The organism is Streptomyces sp. NPDC057702 (assembly GCF_042799315.1).
Lineage (GTDB): Bacteria > Actinomycetota > Actinomycetes > Streptomycetales > Streptomycetaceae > Streptomyces.
The window spans coordinates 1-17267 of record NZ_JBHVJC010000006.1; the positions used below are offsets into that span (position 1 = coordinate 1).

8 protein-coding genes, 1 tRNA gene and 1 rRNA gene are annotated in these 17267 nt (G+C 70.8%); 9 read left to right on the forward strand and 1 reads right to left on the reverse strand.

What is annotated here, in order from left to right:
- Window positions 1–140: 140 nt before the first annotated feature.
- From rrf to ACFVFR_RS05795, 3 genes are all read left to right on the forward strand, one after another.
- A 5S ribosomal RNA gene (rrf, locus tag ACFVFR_RS05785) occupies window positions 141–257 on the forward strand.
- A 105-nt stretch (window positions 258–362) separates the two neighbouring features.
- On the forward strand, window positions 363–1061 hold the full coding sequence (locus ACFVFR_RS05790; protein WP_383698415.1) for a DegT/DnrJ/EryC1/StrS family aminotransferase: 699 nt from the start codon (window positions 363–365) through the stop codon (window positions 1059–1061).
- Between the two features lie 71 nt (window positions 1062–1132).
- A tRNA-Thr gene (locus tag ACFVFR_RS05795) sits at window positions 1133–1205 on the forward strand.
- A 91-nt stretch (window positions 1206–1296) separates the two neighbouring features.
- On the opposite strand, the gene ACFVFR_RS05800 is transcribed toward ACFVFR_RS05795, so the two are convergent.
- Window positions 1297–3972, reverse strand: a complete 2676-nt coding sequence (locus tag ACFVFR_RS05800; protein ID WP_383698416.1) for a SpoIIE family protein phosphatase — start codon at window positions 3970–3972, stop codon at window positions 1297–1299.
- 212 nt (window positions 3973–4184) lie between these two features.
- Between ACFVFR_RS05800 and ACFVFR_RS05805 the strand changes: the two genes are divergently transcribed.
- The 6 genes from ACFVFR_RS05805 to pgsA all read left to right on the forward strand — a co-directional run bounded on the left by ACFVFR_RS05805 (window position 4185) and on the right by pgsA (window position 17222).
- A complete protein-coding gene (locus ACFVFR_RS05805) occupies window positions 4185–9719 on the forward strand; it encodes a HAMP domain-containing protein (protein ID WP_383698417.1) in 5535 nt (1844 codons plus the stop codon).
- Window positions 9720–10003: 284 nt separating this feature from the next.
- A complete protein-coding gene (locus ACFVFR_RS05810) occupies window positions 10004–10678 on the forward strand; it encodes a two-component system response regulator (protein ID WP_383698418.1) in 675 nt (224 codons plus the stop codon).
- Between the two features lie 443 nt (window positions 10679–11121).
- Window positions 11122–13953, forward strand: coding sequence for a DNA translocase FtsK (locus ACFVFR_RS05815; protein WP_383698419.1), 2832 nt, complete (start codon window positions 11122–11124; stop codon window positions 13951–13953).
- Window positions 13954–14139: 186 nt separating this feature from the next.
- A complete protein-coding gene (locus ACFVFR_RS05820) occupies window positions 14140–14937 on the forward strand; it encodes a helix-turn-helix domain-containing protein (RefSeq protein WP_383698589.1) in 798 nt (265 codons plus the stop codon).
- Window positions 14938–15063: 126 nt separating this feature from the next.
- Complete coding sequence (gene rimO / locus ACFVFR_RS05825) at window positions 15064–16563, forward strand: 30S ribosomal protein S12 methylthiotransferase RimO (RefSeq protein WP_383698420.1); 1500 nt, start codon at window positions 15064–15066, stop codon at window positions 16561–16563.
- Entirely contained in the window at window positions 16560–17222 is a 663-nt protein-coding gene (gene pgsA / locus ACFVFR_RS05830; RefSeq protein ID WP_383698421.1) for a CDP-diacylglycerol--glycerol-3-phosphate 3-phosphatidyltransferase, read from the forward strand. The genes rimO and pgsA overlap by 4 nt, the downstream gene beginning before the upstream one ends.
- The last annotated feature ends 45 nt before the right edge of the window (window positions 17223–17267 follow it).

Consider the following 17267-nt stretch of genomic DNA (forward strand, 5'->3'; position numbering starts at 1 on the left):
ATAGGCCAGATATGGAAGCCTCGTGAGGGGTGGAGTTGACTGGTACTAATAGGCCGAGGGCTTGTCCTCAGTTGCTCGCGTTCACTGTGTTGTTCTGAAGTAACGACTGTGTCATGTGTCCGGTTGTTGTTTCGTAGTGTTTCGGTGGTTATTGCGTTAGGGAAACGCCCGGTCTCATTCCGAACCCGGAAGCTAAGCCTTTCAGCGCCGATGGTACTGCAGGGGGGACCCTGTGGGAGAGTAGGACGCCGCCGAACTCCTCTTGTCAGAAGAGCCTTGTTGAGACCCTGGTCTCGACAAGGCTCTTCTGCGTTGTGTTCCAGGCCACTCTGCGTTCATATTTACTGGGCACTATCCCGCGTATGGGGACTCCAGCGGATGAGCTGCGACACGAGTTGACGCGGGTGGGCGTACAGCCCGGCGACGAGGTGATCGTGCCCTCGTACGACGTGTGTGGGACCGCTCACGTGGTGCAGGCCGCCGGGGCGGAGCCAGTGTTCGCCGACATAGATCCGGTGACCTTCTGCCTCGCGCCGGGCGCCGTGGAAGCCGTGGTGAGCGACCGGACCGTCGCCGTCGTGGCCGTTCACACCTTCGGGCACCCGGCCGACATGGCCCGGCTCACCGAACTCGGGCGGCGGCGCGAGATCGCGGTCATCGGACACGGCATGCGCGCGGAGCCGGCCGCCGACATCGCGCGGCGCCAGGACCACGCCCGCTATCTGAGCGCGCGGCTCAAGGGCGTCCTCGCGCCCCAGCCGGCGCGGGCCGTCGCGCACGGGTTCCAGCGGTACGTGGTCCGCGTGCCGGGCAACGGCAGGCCGGATCGGGACGCGTTCGCGCGCGCTCTGCGGGCCCGCGGAATCGAGTGCGACATTCCCGTGCAGACCCCGGTGCACCGTAGTGCCGCCTTTCGCCGTGGCATCTGGCTCGCCGAGACCGAACGGGCCTCGGACGAGTCGCTGGCGCTGCCCGTCGCGGCCGGAATGTCCCGGCGCGAGTTGCAGCGCGTGGTGACCGCCTGCAACGCTCTCGGCGGACTGCTGAGCTCGGCGGTGTGAACCGGGTTCCGGCCTCGCTCACCATGGTCAAAAGCGCTCGTGAGTTCGGGTAAGCTTTTCTCCGTTGCCGCGCCCCAATAGCTCAGTCGGCAGAGCGTCTCCATGGTAAGGAGAAGGTCTACGGTTCGATTCCGTATTGGGGCTCAGAAAAGAGAAGGCCTCCACCTCGCGGTGGGGGCCTTCTCGTGTTTCCGGGCTCGGGACGGGCCGGATGTCCAACGGTTGGTCGCCCGGGTCAGAGGGCGTGGGTTTCGCGTGGGGGCTCGGGGACCCGCATCGCGAGAATGGCCATGTCGTCCGAGGCCGGCTGCGCGGCGAAACGCTCGACCGCGCGCAACACCCGGGCGGCGACCGCACCGGCCGTCAGGCCCGTACACGTGGTGAGGACGTCGATCAGGCCGTCGTCGCCGAGCATGCGGGTGCCCTCGCGGCGTTCGGTGACGCCGTCGGTCACGCACAGCAGCACGTCGCCGGGGTCCAGCGACACCGTCTGCTCGTACAGCTCCAGGTCGTCCATGACGCCGAGGAGCGGCTGTGGCTCCGCCGCGGCCTCCACGTCGCCGCTCTGCCGCAGCCGCAGGGGCAGCGGATGCCCGGCGCAGACCACCTTGAGGGTCGCGCTGCCGTCCTCCTGCGGCCACAACTCGCCGTAGAGCAGGGTCAGGAAGCGGCTACGAGCCCCCTCGTCGAGGATGGCGGCGTTCAGGCGCTCCAGCACGGCGGGGCCGCCGAAGCCCTCGCGAGCCAGCAGGCGCAGCGCGTGACGGGCCAGCCCGGTGACGGCGGCGGCCTCCGGGCCCGTGCCGCACACGTCGCCGATGGCGAAGCCGTAGGCGCCGTCGCGGATGGGGAAGAGGTCGTAGAAGTCGCCGCCGACCTCGTTGCCCTCCCCGGCCGCGCGGTAGATGACCTCCACTTCGACGCCCGGTACGTCGGGCAGCTCCGGGGGCAGCAGGCTGCGCTGGAGGGACTGGCTGATGGCGGTGCGTTCGGAGTACAGGCGGGCGTTGTCCAGGGCGAGGGCCGCGCGCCGGGAGAGGTCCTCGGCCAGCTCCAGGATCTCCTGGCGGAAGTGCTCGTCGGTGGGCTTGCCCAGGGTCAGCATGCCGATGACGCGGTTACGGGCCACCAGCGGCAGGACCACGGTCTCTCCGCCGACCGCGGAGGCGGTGGCCAGGGACGTGCCGGGCCCGGTGGCCGGGCGTACCGAGTCGCCGAGGCCGAGGCTGCGCAGCGAGGTGCGCAGCGCGGCGGCGTGAGCGGCCTCCGCCGGCGCGGTCCACACGCGGGCGCCGGGCGTGGTCACCGGCTCGGGCGGGTCGACCTTGGCCAGCAGTGCCTTGAGGCCGTCGATGCGGTCCTCGTCCTCGTGCAGGACGTACGACAGCTCGGGCTCGGACGCGGGGTCGGCGATGGTGTAGACGGCACACCAGGTGGCCAGGGTGGGGACCGTCATCTGGGCCATCAAGGCCAGCGTCTGGTCGCGGTCCAGGGTCCCGGCGAGCAGGTCGGACGCCTCGACCAGGAAGGAGAGCGAACCGCGACGCAGCCGCTCCAGCTCGGTCAGGCGGGCGGACTCGACGGCCAGGGCGATGCGGTCGGCGGCGAACTGGAGCCGCAGCGCCTCCTCGTTGCTGTACCGGCCGGGGGCCTCGGCGGCGACGCCGAGCGAGCCGGTCAGACGCCCCTCGACCTTGAGCGGGACCGTGACGACCGAGCGCATGCCGGTGTTGCTCAGCAGCGGCACGGCGCCGGGTACGGCGCTGAGGTCCTCGTGGACGGCGGGCATGCGGGCCGAGCCGTAGCGCCCCGAGCCGGCCTCGACGGGCACGCGGGCGAAGCGCTGGCGGGAGGAGGGCAGGCCGGTGGAGGCGCGGACCTCCAGTTCGGTCTCGTCGTCGGTGGCCAGCAGGAGGTAGGCGCTGTCGCCGTCGAGCATGTCCCGGGCCCGCTCCACGGTGCGCTGCAGCAGCCCGTCCAGGTCGTCCGGGGCCGGGGAGCCGATGAACACCTCGAACGCGTCGGTCGCGGTGCCCCGCTCGGAGGCGCTCTGGCGGTCGGAGGCGGCGGCGCGCAGCGGGGTCTGGAGGACGGCGCGCTCGTGGTCGCGCACGAGCAGGCAGACGGTGGAGGGGGCGCCGGCGGTGTCGCGGACGCGCAGGTGCGAGGCGTAGACGGGGATGACGCGGCCGTCGGCGCCCCGGATGCCGTACGAGCCCTCCCAGCGGGAGAGCTGGAGGGCCTCGACGATGCCGGTGCTGGTGCCGGGGGTGTGCGGCCAGGCCGCGAAGTCCGTGAGCTGCTTGCCGGTGACCTGCGCGGGGCCGAAGCCGAAGAGGTCCTGCGCGTCCTCGTTCCAGGAGCTGATGCCGCCCAGGTGATCGATCTGGATGACCGCGACCCGGACTCGGGCGTCGGTGACCGGCAGGGCGCCGATGGGCAGCGCGGGGCCGGCGGAGCGGGTGCCGGCGGGCCGGTCGGGCAGGTCGAGCTGGAACCAGACCTGCTTGTGCGTCGCCGTGTACTCCACGCCCCAACGGGAGGCGAGGGCGGCGCACAACAGGAGCCCGCGCCCGCCCTCGCGATCCGGGCTGCCGAAGTGGACGCCGGCGCTTTGGAGCGGAACCTCGCGCTCGGGGTAGCGATCGCCGACCTCGACGCGGACGCCGGTGTCGGTGCGCATGCACGCGACGTCGGCCGCCGTGCCGGCGTGGACGACCGCGTTGGTCACGAGTTCGCTGGTCAGGACCACGGCGTCGTCGACGACGTCGATGAACCCCCAGCCCTGGAGCGTGTCGCGGACGAAGGCGCGGGCGGAGGCGACCGAGCGGCCGACGGGGTCGAAGCTGGCGGCTGCCCGCGCGGTGATCACAGGTCTCCTCATACGTGTCTCGGCGATCTGCTCACCCATGTCGCAGCGCCCCTCCGATGCCCTAGCCGAATGCCAGGTTACTTACCTTCGCCGTGCGCGCGGATGCCGGTCGCCTGTGATTCCACCCCGAGCGCGTCCCCCACGGTGTGCGATGCTGCCGAACTGTTATGGCCTGGTTGGGCCATGGTGAAACACTGGGAAGGCTCAAAAGAGAGCCCGACGAGGACGGTCGACCCTGCGGGAGGCATACGGTGGAGTCTGGCGCAGCCGCGCGGGGCACGAACACGCGCGCAAAAAGCGGACGTACCCGTGCGAACGGGACGACCGAGGTGGATACGGCAGCCCTGAATCGGCTGCTGACGGCGCTGACCGCCATGCGGGACGGTAACTTCCGCAAGCGTCTGACGGTCTCGGGCGATGGCGTGATGTCCGAGATCGCCGCGGTGTTCAACGAGGTCGCCGACCGCAATCTGCAGCTCACCGGGGAGCTGGCGCGGGTGCGCCGGGTCGTCGGGCGGGAGGGGAAGCTCACCGAGCGGCTGGAGGCGGGCGCCTGCGAGGGCTCCTGGGCGGCGGCGATCGACGCCTCCAACGCCCTGGTCGACGATCTCGTCCGACCGGTGTCCGAGGTGGGGCGGGTGTTGTCCGCGGTCGCCGAGGGCGATCTCCAGCAGCGCATGGACCTGCGTTCGCGGGGCGCGGACGGGTCGGCGCACCCGCTGCGCGGTGAGTTCCTCAAGGTCGGGCGGACCGTCAACGGGCTCGTGGACCAGCTCTCGGCGTTCACCGACGAGGTCACGCGCGTGGCCAGCGAGGTCGGCACGGAGGGCAAGCTCGGCGGTCAGGCCCGGGTGCGCGGCATGTCGGGGTCGTGGAAGGACCTGACCGACTCCGTCAACACGATGGCCTCCCGGCTGACGGCCCAGGTGCGCGACATCGCGCTGGTGACCACGGCGGTCGCCAAGGGCGACCTGTCGCGCAAGGTCACGGTGCACGTGGCCGGGGAGATGCTGGAGCTGAAGAACACCGTCAACACGATGGTGGACCAGCTCTCGTCGTTCGCGTCCGAGGTGACGCGGGTGGCCCGTGAGGTGGGGACGGAAGGGGAGCTCGGCGGCCAGGCCAAGGTGCCGGGCGTGGCCGGGGTCTGGAAGGACCTGACGGACTCCGTCAACCTCATGGCGGGCAACCTGACCGCGCAGGTGCGCGGCATCGCCCAGGTGACCACGGCGGTGGCCAACGGTGACCTGTCGCAGAAGGTCACGGTGAGCGCGCGCGGGGAGATCGCCCAGCTCGCGGACACCATCAACACGATGACCGAGACGCTGCGTACCTTCGCGGGTGAGGTGACCCGGGTGGCCAGCGAGGTCGGCGCCGAGGGGGTGCTGGGCGGTCAGGCGCAGGTGCCGGGCGCGGCGGGGACCTGGAAGGACCTCACCGACTCGGTGAACACCGCCTTCCGCAACGTCACCACGCAGGTGCGGGACATCGCGCAGGTCACGACGGCGGTGGCCAACGGTGACCTGGGGCAGAAGGTCACCGTCGACGTGTACGGCGAGATGCTGGAGCTCAAGAACACCGTCAACACGATGGTCGACCAGCTCTCCTCGTTCGGCGCCGAGGTGACCCGGGTGGCCCGGGAAGTGGGCGTCGAGGGCGAGCTGGGCGGCCAGGCGCAGGTGCCGGGCGCGGCGGGGACCTGGAAGGACCTCACCGACTCGGTCAACACGGCCTTCCGTAACCTCACCGGCCAGGTCCGTAACATCGCGCAGGTCACGACGGCGGTGGCCAACGGCGACCTGTCGCAGAAGATCACGGTCGACGTCTCCGGCGAGATGCTCCAGCTCAAGAACACCGTGAACACCATGGTGGACCAGCTGTCGCTCTTCGCCGACCAGGTCACGCGGATGGCGCGGGACGTGGGTACCGAGGGGCGGCTCGGCGGGCAGGCCCAGGTGGACGGGGTGAGCGGCACCTGGAAGGAGCTGACGGACTCCGTCAACTTCATGGCCGGCAACCTGACGTCGCAGGTGCGCCAGATCGCCCAGGTGACCACGGCGGTGGCGCGCGGTGACCTCTCGCAGAAGATCGACGTGGACGCGCGCGGGGAGATCCTGGAGCTGAAGAACACCATCAACACGATGGTCGACCAGCTCTCGGCCTTCGCCGAGCAGGTGACGCGCGTGGCCCGTGAGGTGGGTACGGACGGCAGGCTGGGCGGCCAGGCGCAGGTGCCGGGCGTGGCCGGGGTCTGGCGTGACCTGACCGACTCGGTGAACGGGATGGCCGGGAACCTGACCGCGCAGGTCCGCAACATCGCGCAGGTGGCCACGGCGGTGGCGCGCGGCGATCTCTCGCAGAAGATCGACGTGGACGCGCGCGGGGAGATCCTGGAGCTGAAGAACACCCTGAACACGATGGTCGACCAGCTCTCCTCGTTCGCCGGGGAGGTCACGCGGGTGGCCCGCGAGGTCGGCACCGAGGGCCGGCTGGGTGGTCAGGCCGAGGTGCAGGGCGTCTCGGGCACGTGGAAGGACCTGACGCAGTCGGTCAACTTCATGGCGAACAACCTGACCTCCCAGGTCCGTAACATCGCCGAGGTGACCACCGCGGTCGCCGAGGGCGACCTGTCGAAGAAGATCACGGTGGACGCCAAGGGCGAGATCCTGGCGCTGGTTACCACGGTCAACACGATGGTGGACCAGCTCTCCTCCTTCGCCGACCAGGTCACCCGGGTGGCGCGCGAGGTGGGTACCGAGGGACAGCTCGGCGGCCAGGCGCGCGTACCGGGTGTGACCGGTATCTGGAAGGACCTGAGCAACAACGTCAACCTGATGGCCAACAACCTGACGATTCAGGTGCGCAACATCTCGCAGGTCTCGGCCGCGGTGGCCAACGGTGACCTGACCAAGAAGGTGACCGTCGAGGCGCGCGGCGAGGTCGCCCAGCTCGCCGACACGGTGAACACCATGGTCACGACGTTGTCCTCGTTCGCGGACGAGGTCACCCGGGTGGCCCGGGAGGTGGGCACCGAGGGTCGGCTCGGGGAGCAGGCACGGGTGCCCGGTGTGGCGGGGACGTGGAAGGACCTGACCGACTCGGTGAACGGGATGGCCGGGAACCTGACCGCGCAGGTCCGCAATATCGCGCAGGTGACCACCGCGATCGCCAAGGGTGACCTGACCAAGAAGATCGACATCGACGCGCGCGGCGAGATCCTGGAACTGAAGACGACCATCAACACGATGGTCGACCAGCTCTCCTCGTTCGCCGAGCAGGTGACGCGGGTGGCCCGCGAGGTGGGAACGGACGGGCAGCTCGGCGGCCAGGCCCGGGTGGACGGCGTCAGCGGCACCTGGCAGGACCTGACCGTCTCGGTGAACGAGATGGCCGGCAACCTCACCCGTCACGTACGGGCCATCGCCGAGGTGGCCACCGCCGTGACCCGCGGTGACCTCAGTCTCAAGATCGACGCTGACGCGGCGGGCGAGATCCTGGAACTCCAGGACAACATCAACACGATGATCGCCAACCTGCGCGAGACCACGCTGGCCAACAAGGAGCAGGACTGGCTCAAGGGCAACCTCGCCCGGATCTCCGGGCTCATGCAGGGCCGGCGGGACATGGAGGACGTGGCGCGGCTCATCATGAGCGAGCTGACGCCGGTCGTGACGGCCCAGCACGGGGCGTTCTTCCTGGCCACGCCCACCGGTGACGCCATCGACGCCACCCAGGACACCGCGGACGGGCCGGGCGCCGGCGCGTACGAGCTGCGGATGATCGGCGGGTACGGCTACGCCAAACACGACATGCCCACCACCTTCGAACCCGGCGACGGGCTGATCGGGACGGCCGCCGAGGAGAAGCGCACCATCCTGATCGAGAACGTCCCGGCCGGGTACCTCAAGATCGGCTCGGGTCTGGGGGAGGCGCCCCCGGCGCAGGTGATCGTGTTGCCGGTGCTCTTCGAGGGACAGGTGCTCGGCGTGATCGAGCTGGCCTCCTTCCAGCCGTTCACCCAGATCCAGAAGGACTTCCTCAACCAGATCGCCGAGATGATCGGCACCAGCGTCAACACCATCAGCGTCAACACCAAGACCGAGGTGCTGCTCAAGCAGTCGCAGGAGCTGACCGAGCAGCTGCGCGAGCGCTCGGCCGAACTGGAGAACCGGCAGAAGGCGCTCCAGTCCTCCAACGCCGAACTGGAGGAGAAGTCGGACCGGTTGGCGCGCCAGAACCGCGACATCGAGGTCAAGAACACCGAGATCGAGGAGGCCCGGCAGGTGCTGGAGGAGCGGGCCGGTCAGCTCGCGGTCTCGATGCGCTACAAGTCCGAGTTCCTGGCCAACATGTCGCACGAGTTGCGTACGCCGCTGAACTCGCTGCTCATCCTGGCCAAGCTGCTGGCCGACAACGCGGACGGCAACCTCTCCCCGAAGCAGGTGGAGTTCGCCGAGACCATCCACGGGGCCGGCTCCGACCTGCTCCAGCTCATCAACGACATCCTCGACCTGTCGAAGGTCGAGGCCGGCAAGATGGACGTGAGCCCCACACGGATCGCGGTGGTCCAGCTCGTGGACTACGTGGAGGCCACCTTCCGCCCGCTCACCGCCGAGAAGGGCCTGGACTTCTCGGTGCGGGTCTCGCCGGAGCTGCCCGCCACGCTCAACACCGACGAGCAGCGCCTGCTCCAGGTGCTGCGCAACCTGCTCTCCAACGCGGTGAAGTTCACCGACAGCGGGGCGGTGGAGCTGGTCATCAGGTCGGCCGGCGCGGAGGTGCCCGACGCCATCCGGGAGCAGCTCCTGGAGCACGGGGCGCTGCGTGACGCCGACGCCGAGATGATCGCCTTCTCCGTGACCGACACCGGCATCGGCATCGCCGCCAGCAAGATGCGGGTCATCTTCGAGGCGTTCAAGCAGGCGGACGGCACGACCAGCCGCAAGTACGGCGGCACCGGCCTCGGACTGTCCATCAGCCGGGAGATCGCCAGGCTGCTCGGCGGCGAGATCCACGCCGACAGCCAGCCCAGCCGAGGCTCCACGTTCACCCTCTACCTGCCGCTGCACCCGGGCGAGCTGCCGCCACAGGGCTACCCGGAGCCGGCGGCCAGCGACATCGCCGCGCTGCCCGCCGAGGTCGCCGCGCCGCTGGCGCTGGAGGCACCGGCCAGCGACGCCGACGTGCCGGGCGAGCAGGGCGCCCAGCGGCCGGCGGGCTCGGCCGGGGACCCGGAGCGGCGCGCGACGGCGCGCCGGGGCGAGCCCGCACAGGCGTCGCGGGGGGCGGATCGGGGCGTGAGGTCGCGGTCACCGCGCCTGGCGCGCGGGGGCGCGAGCCGGCCACCGGCGGAGCCGTGGCTGCTCTCCGGACAGGACCTGGTGGCCGACCCGGGGGGCGGCAACGGGTTCGACGGCGAGAAGGTCCTCATCGTGGACGACGACATCCGCAACGTCTTCGCGCTGACCAGCGTGCTGGAACAGCACGGGCTCCAGGTGCTGTACGCGGAGAACGGGCGCGAGGGCATCGAGGTCCTGGAGCAGCACGACGACGTGGTGCTGGTCCTGATGGACATCATGATGCCCGAGATGGACGGGTACGCCACGACGGCGGCGATCCGTCGGATGCCGCAGTTCGCCGGTCTGCCCATCGTCGCGCTGACCGCGAAGGCGATGAAGGGCGACCGGGAGAAGAGCATCGAGGCCGGTGCGTCCGATTACGTCACGAAGCCGGTGGACACCGATCACTTGCTGACGGTGATGAAGCACTGGATGCGTGTGGAGTGACGGAGAGTACGCGGTAGGGGGCGGCTCCCCGCCGGTTCGTTGACGGACCGTGGCCACATGCGTGGGGAAACGCGGCATTCGGGGAACCTTCTCGTCCTCCGCCGCGTTTCCGCTATGTGCACAGTGACATCGTGGTGACAGGGTGTGGCGAACCGCGGGGTGCGGCTACCATGACCGGCACAAGGGCGGGCGGCGTAAGGGAGTCGTCCCCTGGGGCGGCGCCCGGTGCATCCCCCGGCACTTCGAGCTGGGGGGACCCCATGCCGGGGCGAGGAGGGCGAGGCATGGTGCAGAAGGCCAAGATCCTCCTGGTCGATGACCGGCCGGAGAATCTGCTGGCGTTGGAGGCCATTCTCTCCGCGCTGGACCAGACGCTGGTGCGGGCATCGTCCGGGGAGGAAGCGCTCAAGGCGCTGTTGACGGACGACTTCGCGGTCATCCTGCTGGACGTTCAGATGCCCGGGATGGACGGCTTCGAGACGGCGGCGCACATCAAGCGTCGGGAGCGGACCCGGGACATCCCGATCATCTTCCTCACGGCGATCAACCACGGTCCGCACCACACCTTCCGTGGGTACGCGGCGGGCGCCGTGGACTACATCTCCAAGCCCTTCGATCCGTGGGTGCTGCGCGCGAAGGTCTCGGTCTTCGTCGAGCTGTACATGAAGAACTGTCAGCTGCGTGAGCAGGCGGCCCTGCTGCGGCTCCAGTTGGAGGGCGGCCAGCCGGTCGCCGAGGCCAAGGAGCCGGTGGGCCTGCTCGCCGAGCTCTCCGCGCGGCTGGCGGCCGTCGAGGAGCAGGCCGAGGCGCTGTCCAAGCAGCTCGACGAGTCGGCGGACGCGGCGGCCGTGGCCACGGCCGCCCACCTGGAGCGCAAGCTCACCGGGCTGCGCAGAGCGCTGGACGCCCTGGAGCCGGGCACGGGCAACGGCGCCAGCGCCCTGCCCTCCCCGAGCTGAGCGAGCGACACCCGCCCGGCGCCGTACGCACCGGTCCGGCCTCGCCCACCCGGCGCGCGGCCCGTGGCGTAGAGCGCCTCGCCCGGTGCCCGTCGCCGACACGCCCGCACGCGGCGTAGTCGTCAGGGCGCGTCCCGGCCCCTCGGCGCGCGAGGCCACCTCGGCCGCGCTGTCGCACGCGGCCCCGGGCGAAGTGTGGGAATCCGGCGCGCCGGCCGGCCACCTCGCGTGCGCGCGGAGCACGCAGGAGCTGGCCTCCCCTCAGCTTCGGCCCGCCACGCCGGCTCTGACGCTCCCTCGCCGCCGACCCCCAGGTGCCGCTCCGCCGCCCGGGGCCACCCCGACCCGCCGTCCGGCCCGCTCCGTCGTCCGACGCCCCATCCGTCGCAGGCGAAACCACGGGCGTGCGTGCCCCATACGGCCGACGCGGGTAATCTCGGCGCATGGCTTCTCGTACGTCCGGCAAGGGTTCCCCGAGCGCGGCGGGCACCTCGAAGCAGCCCGCCGGACGCGCCGCGGGAGCCGCGAAGAAGGCGGCTGCCAAACCCGCGAAGAAGGCCGCGCCCAAGAAGGCGCCGGCCAGGAAGTCCACCGCGCCCGCCAAGAAGGCCGCGGCCAAGAAGGTCGCGCCCAAGCCGGCGCCCGCCAACGGACTGCTGCGCATGCTGCGCGCGATCTGGCGGGGGCTGGCGCGCACGGTGGGGGCGATGTTCCGGGGGATAGGGCAGGGCGCGCGCGGCCTCGATCCGGCGCACCGCAAGGACGGGCTGGCGCTGCTGCTGTTCGGGGTGGCGCTCGTGGTGGCGGCGGGCACCTGGTCGAATCTGGACGGGCCGGTCGGCGACCTCGTCGAGATGCTGGTGACGGTCACGTTCGGGCGCCTGGACCTGGTGGTGCCGCTGCTGTTCGCGGTCATGGCCATGCGGCTGTTCCGGCATCCGGAGAAGCCCGAGGCCAACGGGCGCATCGTGATCGGCCTCTCGGCGCTGGTCCTGGGCATCCTGGGACAGGTGCACATCGCGTGCGGCGCGCCGGGCCGGGACGAGGGCACCGAGGCCATGCAGGACGCCGGCGGGCTGATCGGCTGGGCCGCGTCGAAACCGCTGATCTTCACGGTGCGCGAGGCGCTCGCCGTGGCGCTGCTGGTGCTCATCACGATCTTCGGCCTGCTCGTGGTCACCGCGACGCCGGTGAACACGATCCCGCAGCGGGTGCGGCAGCTCATGGTCCGGCTCGGCCTCATCGAGGACCCCGGACCGGGCGCCCACGAGCGGTTCGACCACGCCGAGGGCTTCGACGACGAGGAGTACGACCAGGAGTGGCGGCAGGCGCCCGCGCGGCGCTCGCGGCGGGCGGCGCGCGAGGACGAGGAGGGCGCCTTCGCGGCCGACCCGGAGCGCGCGGAGGAGGTCGCGCTCAGCAAGCGGCGCAAGCCGCGCCGAGCCGCCGCCGTCGCGGACACCGACGCGGTGGAGCCGCCGCAGAGCAGGCCGATGGACGCTGTGGACGTCGCGGCCGCGGCCGCCGCCGCGCTGGACGGGGCGGTGCTGCACGGGGTGCAGCCCTCACCGTTGGTCGCCGGGCTCAGCAGCGGCATCAGTACGGACTCCGGTGCGGACCTGCCGGCCGCGCGGGGCGCCGGCGGCAAGGGCGCCGGCCGAGCGAGCGGGGTCGGGCAGTCGGGCCAGGCCGTGGAGCAGGTGCCCGACCTGACCCGGGCCACGCCCGAACCGACCGACCTGCCCGACCGTCCGGGGGGTCTTCAGCCGCGGGCCGAGCAGTTGCAGCTCTCGGGCGACATCACCTACGCGCTGCCCTCGCTGGACCTGCTGGAGCGGGGCGGCCCCGGCAAGACGCGCAGCGCGGCCAACGACGCCGTGGTGACGTCGCTGACGACGGTGTTCACCGAGTTCAAGGTGGACGCGTCGGTCACCGGCTTCACCCGTGGCCCCACGGTCACCCGCTACGAGGTGGAGCTCGGTCCGGCCGTCAAGGTCGAGCGGATCACGGCGCTGACCAAGAACATCGCGTACGCCGTCGCCAGCCCCGACGTGCGCATCATCAGCCCCATCCCCGGCAAGTCCGCGGTCGGCATCGAGATCCCCAACACCGACCGCGAGATGGTCAACGTCGGTGACGTGCTGCGACTGGCCGACTCCGCCGGGGACGATCACCCGATGCTGGTGGCGCTCGGCAAGGACGTCGAGGGCGGCTACGTCATGGCCAACCTGGCGAAGATGCCGCACGTGCTGGTGGCGGGCGCGACCGGCTCCGGCAAGTCCTCGTGCATCAACTGTCTGATCACCTCGATCATGATGCGGGCCACGCCGGAGGACGTGCGGATGGTGTTGGTGGACCCCAAGCGCGTCGAGCTGACCGCGTACGAGGGCATCCCGCACCTGATCACGCCGATCATCACCAACCCGAAGCGGGCGGCCGAGGCGCTGCAGTGGGTGGTGCGCGAGATGGACCTGCGCTACGACGACCTGGCCGCGTACGGCTTCCGGCACATCGACGACTTCAACGCCGCGGTGCGCTCGGGCAAGGTCAGCCCGCCGGACGGCAGCGAGCGCGAGCTGACGCCCTACCCGTACCTGCTGGTCATCGTGGACGAGCTGGCCGACCTGATGATGGTGGCGCCGCGCGACGTGGAGGACGCGATCGTGCGCATCACCCAGCTCGCGCGGGCGGCGGGCATCCACCTGGTGCTGGCTACCCAGCGGCCGTCGGTGGACGTCGTCACCGGTCTGATCAAGGCGAACGTGCCCTCGCGTCTGGCGTTCGCCACCTCCTCGCTGGCCGACAGCCGGGTCATCCTCGACCAGCCCGGCGCGGAGAAGCTCATCGGCAAGGGCGACGGGCTGTTCCTGCCGATGGGGGCGAACAAGCCGACCCGGATGCAGGGCGCCTTCGTCACGGAGGAGGAGGTGAGCGCCGTCGTCCAGCACTGCAAGGACCAGATGGCGCCGGTCTTTAGGGATGACGTGACCGTGGGCACGGCCAAGAAGAAGGAGATCGACGAGGACATCGGCGACGATCTCGACCTGCTGTGCCAGGCCGCCGAACTGGTGGTCTCCACACAGTTCGGCTCCACCTCGATGTTGCAGCGCAAGCTGCGGGTGGGCTTCGCGAAGGCGGGTCGGCTGATGGACCTGATGGAGTCGCGGAACATCGTGGGCCCCAGCGAGGGCTCCAAGGCGCGCGACGTACTCGTCAAACCGGATGAACTGGACGGAGTGCTGGCGGTGATCCGTGGCGAGGAACACTCGTCATGAGGTTGCGGGCAACCGTTTCCTCTGCTGATACGTCAAGTTGAGGGGGGTGCCGGAAACTCCGCACCGTCGGGACCCGTGCGGCCATTCCGATGGCGTACAAAGTCCGGCCTCCCGCTTGCCCGACCCTTTCGTACCACCCCTAGACTGAACATCCAGCAGGTGGCTACACGCTCGAAAGGCACCCTCGTGTCCATCGGCAACTCCCCCGCAGACGACCGCCCTTCCATCGGACGCGTCCTCCAGCAGGCCCGCATCGGCGCCAAACTGACCGTCGACGAGGTCAGCACCGCCACCCGGGTGCGCATTCCCATCGTGCACGGCATCGAGCAGGACGACTTCTCGCGCTGTGGTGGCGACGTCTACGCCAGGGGGCACATCCGTTCGCTCGCGCGTGCCGTCGGCGTCGACCCGGGCCCGCTGGTCGCCCAGTACGACGAGGAACACGGCGGTCGACCCGAGCCCACCGCCGCCGCGCCGCTCTTCGAGGCCGAGCGCATCCGCTCTGAGCCGCGCCGCCCGAACTGGACCGCGGCGATGGTCGCCGCGATCGTGGCCGTCGTCGGGTTCGTCGGCTTCACGCTGTTCAGCGGGGGCGACGACGGGGCGGGCAGCACCGCGGCCGACGCCACCAAGCCGGCTCCCTCGGGTGACAAGCCCACCCCGACCAAGCCGGCCGACCCCAAGCCCGACCCGTCCGAGAGCGCCGTGGCCGGGGTGCCCGCCAACAAGGTCACGGTCAAGCTCACCGCCGCCGACCGGCAGGCGTGGATCTCCGCCAAGGACCACAACGGGCGGCTGCTGCACGTCGGCGTGCTGGAGCGGGGTGTCTCCAAGACGTTCACCGACGCCAAGCGGATCGACCTGGTGCTCGGTGACGCCGGCGCCGTCAAGCTCTTCGTCAACGGCAAGGAGGTCAGGGACGTCGGCGAGGACGGCCAGGTCCAGCGCCTGAGCTACACCAAGGGAGACCCCGAGGCGGGCTGATCCGGCGGGGTTCGTTTCCGGCATACCCGGAATCGGGGCGAACGGACGCCGCCCCGCGCACATCGGGTGGGTGTCCCGGGTGCCCTTGGCGCGGGGGCAGGCGCCGGAACAAAGTAGTCTGAGCGTATGCCCGAACGCCGTACCGTCGCTCTCGTCACTCTTGGCTGCGCCCGTAACGAGGTGGACTCGGAGGAGCTCGCAGGCCGCTTGGCGGCGGATGGCTGGGAGCTCGTCGAGGAAGCCGCCGAAGCCGATGTCGCCGTCGTCAACACCTGCGGATTCGTCGAAGCCGCCAAGAAGGACTCGGTTGACGCCCTCCTGGAAGCCAACGACCTGAAGGACCACGGCCGCACCCAGGCCGTCGTCGCGGTCGGCTGCATGGCCGAGAGATACGGAAAAGAGCTGGCCGACGCGCTGCCGGAGGCCGACGGCGTACTCGGGTTCGACGACTACGCCGACATCTCCGACCGCCTGCGCACCATCCTGTCCGGCGGCGTCCACGCCTCGCACACCCCCCGCGACCGGCGCAAGCTGCTGCCGATCAGCCCCGCCGAGCGACAGGGCGCCGGGGTCGCGCTGCCCGGACACGGCGCCACCGGAGCCCTAGGCGAGGCGGGACCCCAGGCCGACCTGGCGGACCTGCCCGCGGGCGTGGCCCCCGCCTCCGGGCCGCGCGCCCCCCTCCGCCGCCGCCTGGGCACCAGCCCGGTGGCCTCGGTGAAGCTCGCCTCCGGCTGCGACCGGCGCTGCTCCTTCTGCGCCATCCCCTCCTTCCGTGGCTCGTTCATCTCCCGCCGCCCCGCCGACGTGCTCACCGAGACCCGCTGGCTCGGCGAGCAGGGCGTGAAGGAGATCATGCTGGTCTCCGAGAACAACACCTCCTACGGCAAGGACCTCGGCGACATCCGGCTGCTGGAGACGCTGCTGCCCGAGCTCGCCGCGGTGGACGGCATCGAGCGGGTGCGGGTGAGCTACCTCCAGCCCGCCGAGCTGCGGCCCGGCCTGGTCGACGTCCTCACCTCCACCGACAAGGTCGCGCCCTACTTCGACCTCTCCTTCCAGCACTCCGCGCCCGACGTGCTGCGCGCCATGCGCCGGTTCGGCGACACGGACCGCTTCCTGGAGCTGCTCGGCCAGATCCGGGCCAAGGACCCGCAGGCCGGCGCGCGCTCCAACTTCATCGTCGGCTTCCCCGGCGAGAGCGAGGCCGACCTGGCGGAGCTGGAGCGCTTCATCACCGAGGCCCGCCTGGATGCCATCGGCGTCTTCGGGTACTCGGACGAGGACGGCACCGAGGCGGCCACCTACGACGACAAGCTCGACCCCGAGGTGGTCGCCGAGCGCCTGGAGCACATCTCGCGGCTGGCCGAGGAACTGACGGCGCAGCGCGCCGAGGAGCGCCTGGGCGAGACCGTCCGCGTGCTCGTGGACCGGATCGACGAGCACGACGGCACCGTGGGTCGCGGCGCGCACCAGGCGCCGGAGACCGACGGTCAGACGACCCTGCTCACCGACCGGGAGCTGGTGCCCGGCCAACTGGTGGAGGCCAAGGTGGTCGCGACGGAGGGTGTGGACCTCGTCGCCGAGCCATTGGCCGACGCGTGTTCCGAGGGGGCGGCCAGATGACCGGAGTCCCAGCCTCCGCAACGGGAGGCGCTCGCGCGGCGACGCTCTCCGTCCGCACCGCCGGGCTGTGGAACATCGCCAACATCCTGACCATGGTGCGGCTGGTCCTGGTGCCCGGCTTCGTGCTGCTCATGCTGCACGGCGACGGGTACGACCCGGCCTGGCGCTCCTTCGCCTGGGCGGCGTTCTCGGTGGCGATGATCACCGATCTGTTCGACGGGCAGCTCGCGCGGCGCTACAACCTGGTCACCGACTTCGGGAAGATCGCCGACCCGATAGCGGACAAGGCGATCATGGGCGCGGCGCTGATCTGCCTGTCGGTGCTGTCCGACCTGCCGTGGTGGGTCACCGGCGTGATCCTCTTCCGGGAGATCGGCATCACCCTGATGCGCTTCTGGGTGATCAAGCACGGTGTCATTCCGGCCAGCCGCGGCGGCAAGATGAAGACGCTGGCGCAGGGCACGGCCGTGGGCATGTACATCCTCGCGCTGACCGGCCCGCTGGCCACGCTGCGCTTCTGGGTGATGGCACTGGCCGTGCTGCTCACCGTGGTGACCGGCCTGGACTACGTACGCCAGGCCGTCGTGTTGCGTCGCGCGGGCCTGGCGGCCGAGCGCGCGCGGACGCGGTCGGGGGCGGACCGGGAGACGGTGCGGTGAACCGCGCGGCAAGCCGACCGTGATGATCGCCCGGGGCGGTGACCG